14 protein-coding genes and 1 tRNA gene are annotated in these 21,134 nt (G+C 45.0%); 5 read left to right on the forward strand and 10 right to left on the reverse strand.

All coding sequences use genetic code 11. The features are described 5' to 3' along the window. Positions 1-3: 3 nt before the first annotated feature. On the forward strand, positions 4-918 hold the full coding sequence (locus HRU23_05640) for a DMT family transporter (GenBank protein NRA53608.1): 915 nt from the start codon (positions 4-6) through the stop codon (positions 916-918). A gap of 40 nt (positions 919-958) precedes the next feature. Here HRU23_05640 and HRU23_05645 read toward each other — a convergent pair whose 3' ends face one another. Beyond that, positions 959-2,440 carry a carboxypeptidase M32 gene (locus tag HRU23_05645; GenBank protein ID NRA53609.1) on the reverse strand — a complete coding sequence of 494 codons (1,482 nt, stop codon included), beginning with the start codon at positions 2,438-2,440 and terminating at the stop codon, positions 959-961. 146 nt (positions 2,441-2,586) lie between these two features. Here HRU23_05645 and HRU23_05650 point away from each other — a divergent pair, with 146 nt between their 5' ends. Further along, positions 2,587-3,720: a glycerate kinase gene (locus HRU23_05650; GenBank protein ID NRA53610.1), complete on the forward strand. Its 1,134-nt coding sequence runs from the start codon at positions 2,587-2,589 to the stop codon at positions 3,718-3,720. Between the two features lie 47 nt (positions 3,721-3,767). Here the strand turns inward: HRU23_05650 and HRU23_05655 are convergent, their stop codons facing one another. After that, positions 3,768-5,345, reverse strand: a complete 1,578-nt coding sequence (locus tag HRU23_05655) for a BCCT family transporter (GenBank protein ID NRA53611.1) — start codon at positions 5,343-5,345, stop codon at positions 3,768-3,770. 409 nt (positions 5,346-5,754) lie between these two features. Here HRU23_05655 and gcvA point away from each other — a divergent pair, with 409 nt between their 5' ends. Beyond that, positions 5,755-6,648, forward strand: a complete 894-nt coding sequence (gene gcvA, locus HRU23_05660) for a transcriptional regulator GcvA (GenBank protein ID NRA53612.1) — start codon at positions 5,755-5,757, stop codon at positions 6,646-6,648. A gap of 307 nt (positions 6,649-6,955) precedes the next feature. Beyond that, positions 6,956-9,463 carry a CoA transferase gene (locus HRU23_05665; protein NRA53613.1) on the forward strand — a complete coding sequence of 836 codons (2,508 nt, stop codon included), beginning with the start codon at positions 6,956-6,958 and terminating at the stop codon, positions 9,461-9,463. Between the two features lie 99 nt (positions 9,464-9,562). On the opposite strand, the gene HRU23_05670 is transcribed toward HRU23_05665, so the two are convergent. From HRU23_05670 to betC, 5 genes are all read right to left on the reverse strand, one after another. Then, a complete protein-coding gene (locus HRU23_05670; protein NRA53614.1) occupies positions 9,563-11,356 on the reverse strand; it encodes a SulP family inorganic anion transporter in 1,794 nt (597 codons plus the stop codon). A gap of 196 nt (positions 11,357-11,552) precedes the next feature. Then, positions 11,553-12,818, reverse strand: a complete 1,266-nt coding sequence (gene choV, locus HRU23_05675; protein ID NRA53615.1) for a choline ABC transporter ATP-binding protein — start codon at positions 12,816-12,818, stop codon at positions 11,553-11,555. Positions 12,819-12,820: 2 nt separating this feature from the next. Then, on the reverse strand, positions 12,821-13,666 hold the full coding sequence (choW, locus tag HRU23_05680) for a choline ABC transporter permease subunit (GenBank protein NRA53616.1): 846 nt from the start codon (positions 13,664-13,666) through the stop codon (positions 12,821-12,823). Positions 13,667-13,898: 232 nt separating this feature from the next. Beyond that, complete coding sequence (gene choX, locus HRU23_05685; GenBank protein NRA53617.1) at positions 13,899-14,879, reverse strand: choline ABC transporter substrate-binding protein; 981 nt, start codon at positions 14,877-14,879, stop codon at positions 13,899-13,901. Positions 14,880-14,998: 119 nt separating this feature from the next. Further along, entirely contained in the window at positions 14,999-16,525 is a 1,527-nt protein-coding gene (gene betC / locus HRU23_05690; protein NRA53618.1) for a choline-sulfatase, read from the reverse strand. A gap of 546 nt (positions 16,526-17,071) precedes the next feature. Here betC and HRU23_05695 point away from each other — a divergent pair. Beyond that, positions 17,072-18,025: a LysR family transcriptional regulator gene (locus HRU23_05695; protein NRA53619.1), complete on the forward strand. Its 954-nt coding sequence runs from the start codon at positions 17,072-17,074 to the stop codon at positions 18,023-18,025. A gap of 375 nt (positions 18,026-18,400) precedes the next feature. Here HRU23_05695 and HRU23_05700 read toward each other — a convergent pair. The 3 genes from HRU23_05700 to HRU23_05710 all read right to left on the reverse strand — a co-directional run bounded on the left by HRU23_05700 (position 18,401) and on the right by HRU23_05710 (position 21,133). Continuing rightward, positions 18,401-18,477: transfer RNA gene (locus HRU23_05700), tRNA-Met, on the reverse strand. 201 nt (positions 18,478-18,678) lie between these two features. Beyond that, entirely contained in the window at positions 18,679-20,076 is a 1,398-nt protein-coding gene (locus tag HRU23_05705; protein ID NRA53620.1) for a hypothetical protein, read from the reverse strand. A gap of 241 nt (positions 20,077-20,317) precedes the next feature. Beyond that, a complete protein-coding gene (locus HRU23_05710; protein ID NRA53621.1) occupies positions 20,318-21,133 on the reverse strand; it encodes a symmetrical bis(5'-nucleosyl)-tetraphosphatase in 816 nt (271 codons plus the stop codon). Between the last annotated feature and the right edge of the window lies 1 nt (position 21,134).

Below are 21,134 nucleotides of genomic sequence, written 5' to 3' on the forward strand. Positions count from 1 at the left end.
GTGATCAATTTATCGCAATCTAGACAAGCAGAATTGGTGCTTGTTGCCACGACGATCATTGCGGCGTCAGGCTGGATATTTTCAAAACAAGCGATTGCTGGTTTGCCTGCTTTTGGCTTTATTGGTTTGCGATTTTTGATTGCGTCACTGTGCTTGCTGCCTTTTTGTTATCGTTCTTTTTCTCAAGTTAAACCGGGGTTATTAATCAAAGGTTTTTTGATTGGCGGGCTGTTAGGCAGTGGTTTAATGCTGTGGATTTACGCGGTATCCATTAGCGATACATTGGGCGAGGGCGCGTTTATTATGAGCCTGTCGATGTTGTTTGTGCCTTTGGTCGCTTGGCCATTATTTGGCAACAAGCCGGGCCGCTCTTTTTGGCGCGCCATTCCTTTTGCGATAGCCGGTTTAATCTTGCTCGCGGCTGCTAATGGCTGGCAGCAATCAAGCAGTCAATTGTGGTTTGCATTGGCGGCGCTGATGTTAGCGGTTCATTTTAATGTTAACAGCCGTTACGCCCAGCGTATTCCGGTCTTGTTATTAACCTGCTTACAGTTGTTCGGTACTGGTTTAATTGGGCTGATACTATCGTTTTGGTTCGATGTTTGGCCCGAAAGCGTCTCGAATAGTACGTGGGGCTGGTTTACCTTAAGTGTCTTAGTCGCCACTAGCTTACGTTATGTTTTACAAACGTTGGGCCAAAAAGGCACCAGCAACGAAAATGCAGCCATTATTATGATTTTAGAGCCGATGTGGACGTTAATTTTTAGTATGTTGTGGTTTGCTGAAACGATGTCTGCGGTTAAAGTGGCGGGTTGTGTTCTGATCTTGTTTTCTATTTTAATCAATCGAAGCGGCGATAAAATGATGGCATTTTTGCAGTCAGGTAAAAATGCCATCAGGGTTAAACTCTTTCGTTAATTAAGTTTGTTAAATTAGGCCGTTAAATTATACGGCTAATTTAAAGGTAGCGCTTCATCAGGTGGCGCTTAAAATGTTCAGGATTAAGTACTTCACCTGTCGCTTGCTTAACTAACTCATTCGTTTCAAGCGTGCTGGCCTTTGACCAAATGTTTTGCTCAAGCCAACTAAAGATAGGCTCGGGTTGTTGCTTGGTTAAGGCCGCTGCGACATCAACCTCTTTTACCATTGCACTCATAAATTGTGCTGCATACATTGCCCCCAGCGTGTAACTTGGGAAATACCCAAAGCTGCCATCGGTCCAGTGAATATCTTGCATGCAACCGTTGCGGTAATTGCCCGCGGTCGATAGGCCAAGGTATTGCTGCATTTTTTGATCCCATAGCTCAGGAATGTCCTGATATGAAATAGTTTGGTTAATTAAGTCGCGCTCAATTTCGTAACGTAACATGACATGAGCTGGGTAGGTCAGTTCATCGGCGTCAACCCGAATAAATCCGGGCTGCACTCGGGTGTAAATTTGTTCTAGATTCGCTGGCGCAAAGACCGCAGGGTTGTTATCGGGAAAATGCTTGGCGGCTAAGGGCGCTAACAATTGGATAAACTCGGTGCTGCGACCTAACTGCATTTCAAAAAACAGTGATTGTGACTCATGAATGCCCATCGAACGCGCTTCGCCAACGGGCAAACCGCTTAATGCTTTAGGCAAGCCTTGTTCGTATCTGGCGTGACCCGTTTCGTGAACGATGCCCATCATTGACTGCACAAAATCGTTGTCGTCATAACGGGTAGTAATGCGGGTATCGGTGCTGGTGCCGCCACAAAATGGGTGTGAGCTAATATCGAGTCGACCATGATTAAAGTCAAAGCCCAGTATATTCATTACCTCAAGCCCGAGTTGTTTCTGCTGCTCGGTATTATATTTTTCAGTTGCAGCAAGGCACGACTCACTGGCCTGTTTGGCTTGTACTTCTTTAGTTAGCTGCGGCAACCATGTTTTTAAATTACCAAAAACCTGATCGAGCTGGGCGCTGGTGACACCGGGTTCGTAAATATCAAGCATGGCATCGTACGCAGAGGTGCCAGCTTGCTCTGCCCTGATCTGGGCTTCCTCTTGTGACAGTGCCACGACGGCGGCAAAGTTTTTGCTAAAACCTGTCCAGTCATTGTCTTGGCGCTGACTACGCCATGCGTGCTCACATTTAGAACCGGCCAACGATTTGGCCTGCACTAAGTCGCCAGGCAATACCGTGGCAAGTTGCCACTGGCGTTTCATTTCGCGGAGGCTGGCCCGTTCAGTGTTATTAAGATTTTCGTTGTTGGCATTTTCAAACAACTCACCCAATTGCGGCGCGGTGGCTAAGTGATGGACATGACCCGACAGTTCGGCCATAGCACTGGCACGGGCATCATTACCACCGGCTGGCATCATGGTTGCCTGATCCCAGCCGCAAATTGCGCCGAGGTGATTAAAGTGCGCAATTTTTTGGTATTGTTGTGTCAATTGTTGGTAGTTTTTCATTGAGTTATCTGTGTGATAATAAGCTTACTCTAGGGATAACATGAAGCGCTATTAAAAGATAGGTTGCTGTCGTGGTTGTATGGTGAGTATGATGCGAAATTGCACGACGAGCACTCGTACTCGCTTATTTAGGAATTAATATTAAAATGAAAATTGTTATTGCATCTGATTCATATAAAGAAAGTTTGTCAGCGGCGCAAGCGTGTGCGGCGATTAAGCAAGGTATGAGTCGGGTTTTACCCACCGCCGAGTATGTGTTGGCACCTATTGCCGATGGTGGTGAGGGCACAATGGCCGCTATCGCTAATGTGTCACCGGGATATTATCATCAGGTGACCGTTAAGGGCCCACTGAGCGATGAAGTGAACGCAAAGTTATTGCAATTGGACAATAACACTTGGGTGATTGAAGTCGCCGAGGCCTGTGGTTTGGCGTTGCTAACAAGTGAGCATCGTAATCCATTATTAACCAGCAGTTATGGCGTGGGTCAATTGATGAGCGCAGCGTTAGATTGGGGTTGTAGCACGATTATTGTTGGCTTAGGTGGCAGTGCCACTAATGACGGTGGCGCTGGCATGCTGGCGGCATTGGGCGCACGTTTTTATAATGATAGTGACGAGTTGTTTGTGCCAACCGGCGGCACGTTGAGTCAAATTGCTAAACTCGATATGACACGATTCGATCAACGCTTATCGCAGTGTAAAGTTGTGTTAGCGTGCGATGTTACCGCGCCGCTATGCGGTGAGCTTGGGGCAACTTATATGTTTGGGCCGCAAAAAGGCGCAACCGCGGCAGATTTACCACTGCTGGATCAGGGCCTGCTGCACTTTGCCGACGCGCTAGTTAAGCATGGCGGTGCTGATATCCGCTTAGAGCCAGGTGCTGGCGCTGCTGGTGGTTTTGGTGCTGGCTTAATGTCGTTGTTTGGGCTTAAAGTTCACTCGGGTATCGATGTGGTGTTAGATGCGATTGGTTTTGATGGTTTGTTGCAAGATGCATCCTTGGTGATTACCGGTGAAGGCTTGGTTGATGGTCAAACTGAGCATGGGAAAGCGCCAATTGGGGTGGCGAAACGGGCAAAGGCCCAAGGCATTTCAACCTTGTTGCTGTGCGGTGGCATGGCTGATGGATATCAGGCGGTTTATGATCATGGGATCGATGCGGTATTTTCAGCCACTCCTAAGGTGCTTGATTTACCGACGGCACTGGGGCAAGCGACAGATAATTTAGCCAACTTAGCTGAAAATGTCGCACGTTTAGTGCAGTTGAAAATAGCCTAAATTGAAACATTAGGTGCCAGTTGCCTGACACCTAAATAATTTATAACTTAAGGCGTTTCAATTGATACATTTTGCTGATGATTGAGCTGAGATTCATCGCTAGTTGTATTATTGGTGCTGTTAGTTGATGTTACTTTGTCTGGCGAGCCATCAAGCTCTTGGCGCAGCGATTTATACAAGCCAACAGTGGTTAATATTAAGACCACTGAGTAAGGTAACGCGGCAACGATAGAGGCTGTTTGCAAGGCTTTTAAGCCACCGGCGATTAATAACACCGCAGCAACAGCGCCAATCGATAAGCCCCAGAAAATACGGTAGCGCGCTGGTGGGTGTTCTTCACCCATCGATAACAAGGTACAAATAACCAAGGTTGCAGAATCGGCCGAGGTAACAAAATAAGTCACCAATAATAGGGTACAAATTGACGCACCTGCGATGGTTACTACTGTGCCCAAATTCATTAGCTCAATAGTGGTAAATAACGCGGTGGTGATGTCTTTATTGACCGCTTCGACCACGCCGCCGCCACCAAATAGCTCAATAAATATAGCGGTATTGCCAAAGATTGAAATCCAAAAGGTTGCGAGCAATGTTGGCGCCAGTAAAACCCCGGTCACAAATTCTCTGATAGTACGACCCTTTGAAATGCGAGCGATAAACATGCCAACAAATGGAGTCCAAGCTATCCACCAACCCCAGTAAAAGATGGTCCACCAACCTTGCCATTGGCCTTTTGGATCGGGATCAACCCAGAAACCTAACGCGAGGGTGTTTTCGATATAATCGCCGATATTAGTCGAAAAAGCACCTAACAAGTACGAAGTAGGACCAAAGATTAAAAAGAACGCTAAAATAACCCCAGTCAGCTGCATGTTGAATTCACTGAGTAATTTAATGCCTTTGTTAACGCCACTTAGCACTGACAAAGTCGCTAACACCGAAATGATCGCGATTAAAATCACTTGATTGATTGAGCTTACTTCCATGCCAAACAGGTAGTTAAGCCCGGCATTCATTTGTTGCGCGCCAAGACCTAATGATGTCGCGATCCCAAACACAGTGCCAAAAACTGCGAGTAAGTCAGCAGCGTGGCCAATAGGTCCGTAAATTCGCTCGCCAAAAATAGGGTATAAACCAGAGCGAACCGACAGTGGCAAACCTTTGCGGTAAGAGAAATACGCTAACGCTAAGCCAGCAATAGCGAATAAGCCCCAGCCATGCAGGCCCCAATGGAAAATACTAATGCGCATCGCCACTTGTGCAGCTTCAACCGATAGCGCTTGCCCTTCGGCAATAAACGGGTTGCTTTGAAAATGATAAATCGGTTCTGCAATGCTCCAAAACAAAATGCCAATGCCAATTCCTGCACCAAATAGCATTGAAAACCATGAGAAAAAGCTATATTGCGGCTTTTCATCGTCTTGGCCGAGTTTAATTTTTCCGTAGCGGCTAAAAATTGTGTAAATAGCTAAAAACAGGAATACGTTAACTATTCCAACGTAATACCACGCCAAATCTGTGGCGATAAAAGCTTTAGCAGCGCTGTAAATTGAGTCGGCATATTTAGGGTCGAGGATGGTAAATAATACAAAGGCGATGACCAGTATGGCTGAGCCCACTGCCATCACAGGATTGACTCCGGAAAACAATCCTTTGTCATTGATCATGTTAGGAATGTTTTTCATGACAGTATCCCTGTATCTGGCAATATTTTTTTCGCTGTCAATTGATCGGAAAAAAATATTGGAACTAAATTATTATTTTTTTTATCCATTTTATTATTCTTCTTCGGTTAAGTTTAGGGGCACCAGAAGTCAAAGAGCTGAGTTCTGAAACAAGGTTAAGCAATGACCAAAATCGATACCCGCTCATTTTGTTCAAGAGTGAAAACTTTCACAATCAATAAAAACCATGGCTAAGCCATAAAAATATTTATGGATGCAATGAATAATTTATGAAAGACTCGGCAGCAATTGACTATTGAGCGAATTTTATTCGCTTAGCTCGTATAACCATGCCAATGGAAATGACAATATGAAAAAAAGACTCCCCCCACTCAACTGGATTCGATCTTTTGAAGCGGCGGCGCGCCATTTAAGTTTTACCCATGCTGCGGTTGAATTAAATTTGACTCAGGCGGCTGTCAGCCAACAAGTTAAAGGGCTGGAAAGCCAACTTGGAACGACTCTTTTTAAGCGTTTACCGCGTGGATTAGAGCTGACCAATAGTGGCGCAGCATACTTGCCAGCGGTACATGAGTCGATCGACCGATTGTTAGTAGCAACCGAAGAAATCTTTGGTCAAGAGCGTTCAAACTTGTTGACCATTAAAGTGAATATGGTTTTTTTTATGAATTGGTTAGCGCCAAAAATTGCTAATTTTAGGGCATTGCATCCGGAAATAAATTTACGGATAACCAGTAATATTTGGGTCGACGATCAAGAATCATCCGCTGATTGTGATTTAGATATTCGTTATGGCAAAGGAAAATGGCGGGCGCTATTAGCCGATCGTTTAACTTGGGATGAGCTGTTTCCGGTTTGCAGCCCTCAGTATTTAAAAACCCATGGCTCGCTCGACTCGCCTAAAGATTTAGTTAATCACACCTTACTGCATGTGATTGGTTATGAAGAAGGTTGGGGGCATTGGCTAAGTAAAACTAAGCATGAAAATTTAAAAATAGCGCAGGGTTTTCAGCTTGATACCTTAGTGACAGCATTAGAAATGGCCGCGCTCGGTGAGGGATTAGCGTTAGCGCGTACCAGCTTGGTGACCGACATGCTCGAGTCTGGCCGTTTGGTCGCGCCCTTTGAGCAACGCGTGGTGACCGACGAGGCATTTTATTTAGTTTATGCCAGTTCACAGTTACGCCATCCTCACGCTGAAACGTTTAGAAATTGGTTGTTACAACAAATTAGCCCGCCATAATTGCAACTTGCCCGAGATCCACTTTAAGTAATGTCGGTTAAATCTCATTGCAGCGACGACACCCGGTAGCCATAAATATTTTTATGTCAATGGGGTGTTTTTTATTGCTGGTTCGATGTTCCGTGAAATCCTATTATCGCTCTATCGATTAACTCAACGATTTTGACAAAACAATAAATTGAGCTAATTATTTAATATATAACAATATTATTTTTATTTAATCTCGGTCATGGATTAGGGGTATCGCTAGGTTTCGCGGTGTCACCAGCGCTGAAGGGCGAATAAAAAGAGCATAAGGACTATCTAGATGAACAATAATTTACCTTTAGCTGGTGTGCGCGTCGTTGATTTTGGCCAGCAAATTGCTGGGCCTGCTGTAGCAATGATCATGGCTGATCTTGGCGCAACTGTTATTCATATTGACCCACCCGGTGGCCCGCAATGGGATGATCCGGCTAACGCTATTTTAAACCGCAACAAAAGTTGTTTAGAACTTGATTTAAAATCAGAGCAAGGCCTTAATCAAGCACTGGTGTTGATTGAAAATGCCGATGTGGTACTGGAAAGTTTCCGACCCGATGTGATGAAGCGTTTGGGCATCGACTTTGCTCAACTACGCCAAAAACGTCCGCAATTAATCACGCTTTCGTTGCCAGGATTTGCCAGTAATGACCAGTTACGTAATCAATGGAAAGCTACCGAAGCGATAGTTGCTGCATGTTCTGGCGCGTTTACTGATATGGGCTTTAATCGAATTTTAATGGGCTTAAATCCAAGCTTTTCGCCACTGTCCTTAGGTTCATCTTATGCCACGACGTTAGCGGCTAGCTCGGTGGTAATGTCGTTGCTCGCTCGTGAGAAAACCGGTCGTGGTGACCATATTGAAGTGCCAATTGTTGCGGCGCTGATGGAAGGTTTGTCGTATAACTCGGTGGTTATTGAAGATATGCCAGCGCGTTATCTGACGATGCGTGAACATGAAATTAGCCATCGTAAAGACAACAACATAGTAATGGATTTAAGCTATCAAGATTTACAAGAGTATCTTGACCCGTTTTATCGTAGTTACGAGTGCAGCGATGGCCGCTTCTTTTATGTGGTGTGTCCGTCGCACCGTAACCATGCCAGCCGTTGCCTAAAAGCCTTAGGTATTTATGACGAGTTGCTAGCCGAGGGTTTACCAGAAGTTAACGACTTACATTTGCCAATTAACGAATGGGATGGCGAAACGTCAATAGGTGTTTATCCGTTACCCAAAAAATGGGCCGATATTATCTCGGTAAAAATGAAAAAGGTATTTTTAACTAAAACGTCAGGGCAGTGGGGCGTGGTATTTGGTGAAGGCCAAATTCCCGGCGCGCCACACCGCACCACCCAAGAGTGGGTTAATAGCGAACATTGTAAAGTCAGTGGTTTGATCGTTGAGGTCAATGATCCGCAATATGGCTTAATGAAACAACCGGGGCCGGTCGCGTGGTTAGAAGAGTCGGTTAGCCAGATGCTGCAACCGCAACCGCGTAACAATGTCGATTTTGACTATGCAATATCGCAGCTGGTCACTGTGGCTAATGCCGAAACGGTGACTCGCCCTACGGGCACTGCTATTCAAGCACCAAGCAATGCTGGTTGGCTTGATGGGGTGCGAATTTTAGATTTAACTAACGTAATCGCCGGGCCGCATTCAACCGCATTTTTGGGTCGATTTGGCGCCGAGGTGATCAAGCTCGATCCGGTTAAGCCATTATATGATCCGCTGATCGGCACCTTTTTTACCTTCCAAACTAACATTGGCAAAAAGAGCGCCTTGGTTGATATTACGACCACCGCTGGCCGTGAAGTATTTAATAGATTAGTGCAGTCGGTCGACATGGTCGTGATTAATGCGCCGGAACGGCAAATGAAGCCGCTAGGGTTAGATCACGACAGCTTGCAGGCCATTAATCCTGGGGTGTTGTTTTGTCGCCTTGATTGTTTGGGTGGGCCAAAGCGCGGGCCAAAAACTGACTACATTGGTTATGACGATATTATCCAAGCCAACAGTGGCATTATGAGTCGTTTTGGCGGTAATCAGACCCCAGAAGAGCATGCACATTTAGGTACGCTTGATGTCAATTGTGGTTTTGCCGGTGGCTTGGGCATGGCATTGGCGTTGTATCACAAGCTGAAAACAGGCGAAGTAACACGAGCTCGCACCTCGTTGTCTGCAGTAACTAACTTAGCACAAATTAAGTTTGCCTATGATTACCAAGGACGGGGACCTTTTGACGAGCCGTCAGGTCGTCAAGCCTTAGGCAATCATGCGTTATCGCATTTTTATCAAGCAAGTGATGGCTGGGTGTTTATCGATTCTGATATTAATGAGTTAGCTGTGCTTGAAACCGTGACTGGGTTAGCGGGCATTAGCGACACAACCGATGTTAGTGCATTTTTAACCGCCGCATTTAAAAATGATTCAGCAGATTATTGGACCCAGCAATTACGCGCGGTCGATATTGCTGCTGCTAAACCGGTAGGCATTGAAGCATTACGCGACCAATATACCCGGGTAGCCGACGGCAAGGTGGGCCTTGAGCTGGGCAGTTACGCATTCTCAGTCTACAATAATCACCCAAGTGGTCATCGCATTACGCTAATAGATCACTATTCAATTCGCCCAAGCGAAGCGATGATTATCGCGCAGTCTGAAACTGAACGTTTTGGTCACTCTACTGAAGTTGTGTTGGCAAGTGTCGGTTATACCAGCACAGAAATACAAGCGATGCTTGATCAAGATATAGCAGGGTTAGGCTGGGGCAGGGAATTTTTACCGAGCTAGTTAGATGTGCCGACCTAACACCATCTTAATACCGACGTTGTAATCAATAAGGCCGCTAATTTAGCGGTCTTGTTTATTTTGGCGTTACTGTTTTTTGCGTCAGGCGGTAATGTCCCGACTTTCTCTTTGTTGCATGTTGAGTTGGGGTACGCTGGGGCAATCATGAAATATTCTGGTGCTGCAATGCTGACAGTGCTGTGGGTTTAATTGGTTAATCGCCCAGCGAATAGCAGGTTGAGGCGATGAATAAAATCGCTGGCGTCCTATCTTCTTTAAATAGCCTTGCTTGTCTAGTTCATCAATAACCTGATCTTTAAAAGAGCTAAAAATTAACTGGCCGCCTTGTTGCTCAATCCGATTTATTTCCTGAACCAGCATTTGCGCGCCGGATACATCAATAAAGTTAATGCCTTTGCCGATAACCACAACAATACTTGCCTCGTTATCAGCGGTTAATAGGCGTAATTGCTGTTGAGTATGAGCAATGGCGCCAAAAAACAACGAACCATCAATGCTGATGCATTTTACCTGCGGGCATTGAGCTAATTGATAGTTCTCAATATTCTTCAATGGGCGCTTATCAAGGTGCTGAATAGGCGCAACGTCAGTAATGCTGGGTTTTGCGGTTCGTGCCAAATAAAACAGTAACGAGATCGCAATGCCGACATAAATGGCCCATTCTAATGCCATAAATAACGTCGCTAAAAATGTCGCGCTAAAAATAATAGCCTCGGCTTTGTTGGCGACAATAATTTGTTTAATGTGATAAAAATCTATCAAATTCCAAGCGATTAACAAGATAGCACCAGCCATAGCTGGTAAGGGTAAGTAATGGGTTACATTAGGCACCAAGACCATGATCGCCGCCAATATTAACGCCGCGAAAATAGCTGACAACGGCGTTCTTGCACCAGCATCATAATTGGCTCCAGAGCGAGTAAATGAACCAGAACCAGCATAACAAGAGAAAAAACTGCCAACAATATTAGACAAACCTTGGCCGATAAATTCTTGGTTGCCATCGATCTGCTGCTGTGAGCGCACCGCTATTGCACGGGCTATCGACGCAGCCTCAATTAAGCCAAGTAAGGCCACTGCAACAGCGCCTGAAAATAAAGAGGCGATGGTGTCTGGCGTTAGCATCGGCACAGCAAAAGGAGGCAGGGTGCCAGATAAAGCGCCAACAAGAGCTACGCCCTCACTTGCGCCATCAACTAACCAACAAGCGATACTGCCAACGAGCATGCCAATCAGTAAATGTGGCCACTTTCGATTACAGCGGCGCACCGCGATGGCGGTAAACAAGGTGAGCAAACCAATGGCTAATGAATACGGATTAATGTGGCCAAGTTGCGCGGCAAGTTGATTAAGGCCTGCAACAAATGATAAACCTGCAGCAATATCGACGCCAAATAAGTGTTTAAGTTGACCTGATAAAATCAAGATGGCGGCGCCAGCAGTAAAGCCGAACACCACGGTATGAGAAATAAAATTAATCACAGTGCCTAACCGTAATAAGCCCATTGCCAATTGAATAAGACCCGCAAGCAAGGTGATGGCCAGCACCGTGGCAATATAATGACTGGGTGTTGGGCCCCCTCCTAACTCAGTAATGGTGGTGGCGACATTAATCACCACAATAGAAATCGCTGCCGTTGGCCCTGAAATAAGGTGCAATGACGAGCCGTATAGCGCTGCTATAATTGGGGTAATAATCGCGGTATAGAGCCCATATTCTGGTGGTAAGCCAGCAATAAAGGCATAAGCAACGCCTTGCGGTAATACAATAATAGCGCCGGTTAACCCTGCCATTAAATCATTAGATAAGGTGCGTTTACTGACCTGTGGTGTCCAGCTTAAAAATGGAAAAAGTTGCGTTAAGGTCAGTTTCATAGCGGCTCGCTTGATCAATTAAAGAGCTGGCGGAGCAGTGTCACCGAAATTTTGGCGACACTGTGGTTTAGAGCAAACATCAGACAAGTGCTTTTCTACGTAGTATTAACATCAAGTATTAACATCAAGTATTAACAGCAAGCATTAGCATTTTATGCCAGCTTGCAGTGCACTTGAGTGCAGGCATTAATACGAGCTAAGCGCAGTCTTTAATTGAGCCATTAACAGCATCTTTAATAGAGCTTTGTGAGCGATTTTGATCGCTAGGTTGATCAAAGTCAGTGTTAAAATGTTTGCCTAATAAAGCATGGTAAAAGCAATCATCATTGAGAATACCAACCAAGGCACCTTGATCGGTTAAAACAAGCGGCAATCCGGTGTGGTATTTAATTTCGATGGCCCGGCGCATCGTGATATCACTGGCAACCACCGCAACTTGGTTATTCGCTAGCTCGTCGACGCGCTGGTGGTGATCGCAATATTGCAGCGCAACGGTCTTATTACCGATATTTACGTGCAATAACTGTTGCTGTTCACCAAGGCATAATTGAACCTGTTGCTGGCGATCTAACCACACACCTTGGTCGGCATCAGCTAAATTAGCCACGGGCAGCATTAGTGAATGACCTTTAAGCACATTGAGCGGGTTGGTATGGGTGACAAAGTCTTGGACGTAGCTAGTGGCAGGTTTTAACACGATATTCTCTGGCGTATCGTATTGAATAATTTTGGCTGATTCCATAATGCCTATTTTACTGCCAATCTTTAGTGCTTCATCAAGATCATGGCTAACAAACACAATGGTCTTTTTCATTTTTTGTTGCAGCTCAATTAACTCGTCTTGTAACTGGGTTCTAATTAACGGATCAAGGGCCGAAAAAGGCTCGTCCATTAACAAAATATCTGTTTCCATCGCAAAAGCGCGGGCCAAACCAACCCGTTGTTGCATGCCGCCAGAGAGTTGGTCGGGCTTTTTGTCGGCCCACTGCTCAAGACCAACTAACATAAGCTGTGCCAGCGCCTTTTTTTTGCGCTGTGCTTTAGCCATGCCTTGCATTTCTAGGCCAAAAGCGACGTTATCAAGCACACTAAGCCATGGCATTAAACCAAAGTTTTGAAACACCATTGACACTTTATTGCTGCGCATGTGCAGCAATGTCGCGCTATCACAACTGGCAATATCAACCATGTCATCGCCATTTTTAACCAGTAATTGACCGCGGCTGGTGGTGTTTAAACCATTAATGGCCCGTAACAAACTGGATTTTCCTGAGCCAGACAGCCCCATCAATACACAAATTTCACCTTGCTCAATCTCGAGGCTTGCATTGTGCACACCCACGGTGTCACCGGTGGCTTCAATAATTTGTTGACGGTTTTTTCCGCTGTCGAGCAGGGCCAAACTTTGTGCGGTATGTTTGCCAAAAATAACATCGACATTTTTGATACTAATTGCGGCCATGATTAAGCCTCCTCTTTAGTGTTGGGGGCTTTGCAAATACGGTCAAGGATAATAGCAACCAGCACAATGGCGAGTCCCGCTTCAAACCCTTGCGAAATGTTAACGGTGTTTAAGGCCCGAATAACGGGTTTACCTAAGCCATCTGCGCCGACTAAGGCCGAAATTACTACCATCGACAACGACAACATAATGCACTGGGTAATGCCCGCCATAATGCTTGACATGGCAGCGGGTAATTCAACTTTATAAAGCAGTTTAAACGGAGTGGCACCAAAAGCGCGGCCCGCTTCAATCAATTGTGTTGGTACGCGGCTGATGCCTAAATAGGTTAAGCGAATGGGTGCGGCAATGGCGAAAATAATGGTTGAAAGTAAGCCCGGCACCACGCCTAAACCAAACAGCACCAGTGTTGGAATTAAATAAACAAAAGTTGGAATGGTTTGCATTAGATCCAATATCGGGCGCAATAGGGTATAAAACCACGGTTTGTGCGCGGCAATAATGCCAATGGGCACGCCAATGACAATCGAAATTGAGGTGGCGGTTATCACCAACACAAAGGTTTCGAGCATTTCTTGCCAGTAACCTAAGTTTAAGATCAACAGCAACGCGCTCACCACAAAAATAACCAAGCCAACACTACGGTGTAACAGCCATGCTATCACCGCGGTCAGCAGCATAGGTATCGCTGGTGGTAACGCGATAAAAATATCGACGACATTGAGAATCAGCCATTCTAATGATATGGAAATGGCGTCAAACAAAAAAGCGCCATGGTCGGTTAGCCACTCAACAAAGGCCTCCATCCAATCACCTAAGGGGATTTTGTGCTCGGTTATCACGTTCATTGCTTTGCCTCTTACTGATTATTTTATTGTTTTTAGAATATTTGGTGACTCTATGCTGGTTAGTACTTAAGGAGCATGCTTAACGTTGGCAATGAAATAACCATGCACGGCGAGCACAGATAAAGCACGTGAAGAGAGCGCCACTCATAGCCTAAATCTGCAATTAGTCTATGAGTGGTTACTGTTATTGCTCCCGTCATTGTTCGGTCACTTCATCGTTTGCTTGATTTAATTAAATATTTAAATGACGGCGCACGGCTGCTAATCCGTCGGCGCCATCTGTGGTGGTAACACCGTTAAGCCAGCTGTTTAGTACCTCAGGATGTTCGGTTAAGTATTTACGAGCCGCAGCGGCGGGTTGCTGGCGATCTTGCATAATGTAGCCCATCATTTCATTTTCCATCGTTAGGCTAAATTTTAGGTTATTTAATAACTTACCAACATTAGTACACTCTTGCTGGTAACCTTTGCGTGTTACGGTGTGAATGGTGGCGCTGCCAAAGTCTTTGCCAAAGTATTTATCGCCGCCAGTGAGGTAGGCCATGTCAAAATTGCTGTTCATTGGGTGCGGTTCCCAGCCTAAAAAGACGATAAATTGCTTACGCTTGATATCGCGTTTGACCTGGCTCATTACACCTTGCTCACCTGACTCGACCAGTCGCCATTTGTTGAGCGCAAAGTCGCCACTGTCGATCATGGTTTGCAGCAATTGGTTGGCCGGTGCGCCAGCTTCTATGCCGTAAATACGCTGGCGAAATTTAGTGTCGAATTTAGCTAAATCAGCATAGTCTTTGACACCAGCATCATAGGCATAACGCGGTACGGCTAAAGTAAATTTTGCGCCTTCAAGGTTGGTTGTAACGACATCGATATCACCAGGTGTTGCATATTTGTCGATAAATTTTTGCTGCGCTGGCATCCAGTTGCCAAGAAAAATATCAATTTCGTTGTTTTTTAGTCCTTCAAAACCGATAGGCACGCCTAAGGTAGTCGTTTTGGTTTGATAACCTAGGCCGTTTAACACTGTGCTAGCTAATGCTGAAGTTGAGCTAATGTCGCTCCAACCGGGATCGGTAAAACGCACCTTTTCACAACTTGGTGGCACAGCTGCCATCGCTTGTGTTGCGAACAAAAGACTTGCTAAACCAAGTCCCAAAAAAGAGCGTTGAGTTAACGTGTTAGTTATGTCTCGAACGGGTGATAATTTAATCATAAATTCAATCCTTTACTAAGTTGTTGATGTGCCAAAATAGCCAAACACACACAGTGAGGTCACCATTTAAGCCGGGTTATTCACCAAGCTTAGAGTGTGTTTGGCGGGGCTGTTGAGTATTATTGTTCGCTGACTTGCGGGTAGCGTGAACGTTTTTCTAAATCGTCAAGATCAATGTTATTGCGCATGTACATGGTGCTGGCATCAAACATTGGTTGGTGATCCCACTGTGGTTGTGTGCCTTTTTTATGGGCTTGCGCTACTAACCTGCGGCGCTTTTGGCTGATAATGACATCGCGGGTAATTGCGTCAGAATCCCAGCGCTGCGCCGCTTCTTGGCGTAATGATTCAAGCCTTTGAGCATGCGCAGGATCTTGCGCTAAATTGTTACGTTCTTGGGGATCGCTCACCAAATTAAACAATTGGTCAGGATCTGGCTGCGAGCATATGTATTTATAATCACCACGGCGGATCATAAACATCGGTGCAATCACGCCTTCACCCATGTATTCACCGATTACTTCATCATGGCCCTGCTCGCCGTTTAAATGTGGCATTAAGCTGCGGCCATCAATGGGCATCGCATATTCTGGCGCTTCGCCACCATTGGCCAGCTCTGCGAAAGTAGGTAGCAGATCCATGGTTGAAACAGACTCTTTAACTCGTTTGGCAGAAAAATGCTTCGGCGCATAAACCAGTAGTGGCACACGAGCAGACCATTCAAAATAACTCATTTTGTACCACAAACCGCGTTCACCGAGCATGTCGCCATGATCGCCAGAGAACACCACAATAGTATTGTCACTCAAACCTGACTCTTCTAGCGTTTTTAATAGCTTACCTATTTGGTCATCGACATAACTGACCGCGCCATAATAGGCACGGCGGGCATTACGAATTTGTTGGTCGGTGATTTTTGAGCGATCCATTTGATAGACATGATGCAAACGACATGAGTGCGGATCTTGTTCAGCGACAGGAATTTCAAACGACGGCAGTTCAATTTCATCATCGGTGTATCTATCCCAATACTCTTGAGGGATGGCATAAGGATCGTGCGGGTGAGTCATCGACACGGTTAGGCAAAAAGGGCGCTCGTCGGTGCCACGGGCATGATCGTACAAATAGCGCTGGGCATGAAACACCACCTCATCATCAAAGTCGAGTTGATTGGTTCTGATCGCAGGGCCAGCTTGGGTAACCGATGACATGTTGTGATACCAAGTCGGACGGGCTTCAAAATTTTCCCAGTCTGGAAACCAGCCGTAATCGGCTGGATAAATGTCAGTGGTGAGGCGCTGTTCAAACCCGTGTAACTGGTCGGGGCCACAAAAGTGCATTTTACCTGACAGCGCGGTGCGATAATCGCTGTTACGCAAGTAGTGGGCAAATGTTGGAATGTCGGCTGGAAATTCAGCAGCGTTATCATAAGCGCCAATCTTACTGGGCAATTGGCCACTCATTAATACGTATCGACTTGGAGCACATAACGGACTGTTGCAATAAGCGGACTCAAACACGACGCCGCCTGCGGCTAGTTTGTCCAGGTTTGGTGTTTTAGCGGTTTTGCCGCCGTAAATCGACAAAACTGGTGCGGCTAACTGATCGGCCATGATAAATAGAATATTAGGTTTAGATTGGGTCATCGCTATTTGCTCCATTAGTGACACTGGCATTAGCACCGATTATTAACGCAAGTTCGGCTGTTGCCATGTTGTAATTGAGTTGACACTAACACTGGCGAGGTCGGTGATGGAAACGAAAAAAACTCCGTCAGCGTAACTATAAGTTACTCATGAGTATGGCTAGCAAAAAATAACAACCAGTTCATTTTGAAAACGACATTAAATCGAATAAATAGCCGCTGATGTGTCGTTTTACGATAACCTTGCATCAGTGCTAAGTGAATATAATAAGATCAATAAAATGGCTAGTTGGATTAAATGAATTTAAAGATTTAATAATCAGTCTGTTATGAGGCATTGTGGTTCGATGAAAACTTCAGGTAAACTGAGCACTATCCACGAATAAGTCGCCAGCTTTCGTTCAGTAGTTTAGCCATTTCGAACGATAACCTTGTTATTTTTTGACGGGTAAGCGCCGCTAGACCCATTTTGTTGCGTAACTTTTATTGACCCGATATTTCTAATGAATTCTTGTTAGTGAAGTAACTATCAATACCAGGAGAGCAGATGAGAAAACGCCACTCGCTTACCGCACTGCGTGCCTTTGAAGCTGTTGCTCGCCATGGCAGTATTTCTGTTGCTGCGCGCGAACTCATTGTTACCCGTCCTGCGATTAGCAAACAAATTAAGCTATTGGAATCTCAGTTGAATTGCTTGTTGTTATCACGCAGTGGTAATGCCGTGAGTTTAACTGGTGCTGGTGAGGAGCTATTTTTTGGCCTTAATCAAGCCTTTGACTTAATCGCGGTAACGACCGACAGAATTTGTGCGCGTGGACCGCAGGAGCAAAAAGTAAAAATGTTGGTCGAGCGAGATTTTGCCTCTGCTTGGCTAGCGGAGCGTATTGGCCAGTTTTTAGTGTTAAATCCTGGCGTTTCGGTTGAAGTGCAAGCTGAACAAAATGGCTTAATGCACATGGATCAAGATTTTAGTTTCCGGATTCGGTATGGAAAGCTTGGACAAAGTGGACCATTGCTCGATGAGAAAATTCTGCACCGTTGGATTGATATTCCGTTATGCACCCAAGACTATGCGCAGAGACATATTAATAGCGACGAGCAGTTGCACAGCAAATCGTTACATTTTTTAATCGACAGTGGAACCCAAGCTTGGCAAGACTGGTTTCATTTCAGTGATTACTCGATGCCAAAACTTGAACCGCGCAGTACCGTGTTTAACGAAACAAGCTTGTGTTTGTCGGCGGCAATCAGCGGTGGTGGTATTGCAATCGGCAGTTTCTTAGCACTGGGCGCGTTGCAATCAGGTGCGCTTTTTGCACCCTTTAAAGTCGGCATTGAAAGCGAAGAGGCCTATTGTATTCTAACCCCCGCAGGGCGCAGGCTAAGTCAAGCAGAGCGCGCTTTTGAGACATGGCTGCACCAAACAGTTAAGGAATACCAACAACATATTTTGCAGTATTTTGAGCAACAGCAGATTAAGCTGATTAGTCGCGTGGGTTAATTTTTTAATATTCCGATTAATGATTTATCAATCAATCAATCGGTCAACCGTCGCCACCGAGTATGCTCCTCAAATTCAACCGGACATTTGTCTTAAAGGAATTTAAATAAGTGGCATTAATAATTTGGATTAAGTAACGAAGATTTATATTTTAAACGACCAAGTGAGTGCGGTATTATTTTGTAGGTGGTTTTGTTTGGTTTGAGCATGCGTTGGGTGATGTATCAATAATGATGAGTGTTGTGAAAGGTTCGGTAGAGTAGGGCTGGTTATAAAGGGAAGAAGTAAATTACTTTATTACAGACATAAAAAAATCGCCAGTCTTAGCTTATTCTACAAGCTTAAGGGCGATTGATGTATTGTGCTGTAAGTGATTGGATGCGGGAGTAAGATTTGAACTTACGACCTTCGGGTTATGAGCCCGACGAGCTACCAGACTGCTCCATCCCGCAATCACTTTAATTTAACTGTTCAAGTCGCTTTATCTTGTTAGATGCTGCGTCCCGTTCAGATGGCGCTATAATAGCGACATTATGATTTAATGCAACTACTAATTTAAATTAGTTTGCCATCTGTCGCAATATCAAGCGTAACGCTGGTTAATTGCCCTTTTATAGACCAGATAACCGATATACGGGCTAATAAAAGTAATATTAGTATAAATGCAGTAGCTGATTAATCGTAAATTCACCGCCGTGGCCATACTCTAAAATTAGCATCTGTTTTATTTGTTCACTGACGTCATTCGTTACCCCTGCGCGCGTCACTAAACCGTGTTTAATTAATAGCGCTAATTTTTTATCGCTGGCAATGGCTTGTTGTGCCTCACGATAAAAATTTGCTTTGCGTTCATCGACTAATTCGACCAGTAGCCGTTTGACCGCGTGAGCTTGTTGTTGCTTTAACACGACTGTTAGTTGTTGCTTGTTACTTAAGATCATTGGATCCGCAGCCAGCTCGATAAGTGGATGAGCCAGGTGACTTTGGTCGCTTGATTCAACCCGGATATTGGTGGGACGTACTTGCTTGTTAACCGTCAGATAGACCGTTGCCGCGAGCGAATTAGTTTGGTGTTGGATTTGGTACTGATAATCGGAATAAATCGGTATTTGCACGGTTGGTGATAAATGCGCTAAATCATGCGCTAAAGCGTTAGTTTCTTTAAGTTGACGGCGGTCGAGCTTTCGTAAAACATTGAGAGAATGTTGGCGGTCTTGCATTTGATTACTTGTTTGTGCCAGAGAATAATTAGTGGTGGCTAAGTGTTGCTCTAATTGTAATTTTTTGGATGCGGTTAAGCCGCTGGCGCTAAGCTGAGTCATTAGTGAGTTAGTTTGTGAAATTAATTGGTTCTTTTTACTTTGTAGCTGGTTTACCTTTCGATATAAATAATCAATCTTATGACTGTTGTTATGTTCTTGAGCTGCGTTATGGGCGATCGATCTTTGGATCTCAATTAGCTCTGGATTGATGATGGTTTCACTGCCACTGATGTATTTCGTTTGCAAGGTGGTGCTTGACTGCTCAATTTCATAAACTGGAGTCGATTGGGTAAAGCGTAAAACCCTGGCATAACGCTGCGTTGACAGGAGTAAGCCGTCAATGTCGCTGATCTGGTGCGGCATAATATTAATGCCTTTGCCCGCTAATGACACATCCAGCACGCTTTGAGCTCTTAATTTCAGATAAAGCGCTTTATAGCGACTATTAGCTGTTGGGCTGCGGGTTATTTGAAAAACTTTGCTGTAAAGCAGCAGGGCTTTTTCTAATTGTTGGTTTTGCTGAGCCAGCGCAGCTTGTTGCGCCAGGTTGTTGGCCCAAGCGTTTAGCTGGGTTGTGGCAAGGATAAGTTGTTGGGCGGTTTCTTGATTGTCGGGTTCTTCTTTTACAGCGGCACTAAATTTGTCAACGGCCAGCTCAAATTGCTGCTGGCTCATAAATTGTTGCCCGGCATCAACGAGGTTTTGGTGGGCGCAGCCGCTAAGAAAAAACACGCTAGCGAATAGGCTGAAAATGATACGTTGTTGTTTTATATATCCGAACTTGACCACTTAATTGCCCTTTTCTAATTATCTCAATGACTTATGATAAACGTACTGGCTGAACTGAAACTGAGTGAACATCATAACCCAAAGGTTTAATCGTCACGACAGTTTGTTTTTGTGAGTTAGCTTGCTTTGGCGTGTCTCGAGCGTCACGTTTTATCAAGCACAAGTGACCACTTAATTAATCGGATTGGTATTTATTAAGCTGATGCGACATCAATAAGAGCTAGCGGGGAATTAAAGTCGATTAGTTTAGCGCGGGTTGCACTATCTTTTGATCGGTTTCTAAACACCAAGCCGTTAGTTCGTTACCCCATAAGCAGCCAGTATCTAAAGCAATGGCATTGGCATGGTTAGTGTGACCGAGCAGTGACGCCCAATGACCAAAAACGACTCGAGTTTTATCTAGGCTGGCGTTTTCTAGTGAAAACCATGGCACAAGTTCGGCAACTTTAAGTTCGCTTGGCGGGCAATTTTGGATGAAATCTAAACTGCCATCATTAAAGCAATAACGCATTCTGGTTAATGCATTAATGGTGTATATCCATCGCTGCTGTGGCGAGTCACAAGCAAACCAGTTATTTGGTTGGTTGTTATACATTGCTTGAAGCAATTGTGAAAAATCGGGCTGTTGCAGTTGATGCTCAACCTCAAGCGCGGCTTGCTTGGCGCTGCTCAAATTCCATTGTGGTGATAATCCAGCGTGAGTCAATATGAGCTGGTGCTCGGGTTGCGCGATTAATAATGGCTGAGTCCTAAGGTAGTCGACGAAGTAGTCTAATTTAGGTGAAGCCAGTAATTGGTCGAACTTATCGCTCGGTTTTGCTGATTTAATTGCGCGGCTAATCGCCAAGAAGTGCAGGTCGTGATTACCTAAAACTGTTTGAATTGAATCGGGGTGAGCCGTTACATACTCAAGCGTTGCTAGCGCTTTGGGCCCACGACCAATTAAATCACCGGTTAAAAATAAGCTATCGCGGCCGTGCTCAAAGTTGATTTTAGCGAGTAATAAACTAAATTCATCGAAACAGCCTTGAATGTCGCCGATGAAGTAACTGGCCATG

It is taken from the genome of Gammaproteobacteria bacterium (genome assembly GCA_013214945.1).
Lineage (GTDB): Bacteria > Pseudomonadota > Gammaproteobacteria > Enterobacterales > Psychrobiaceae > Psychrobium.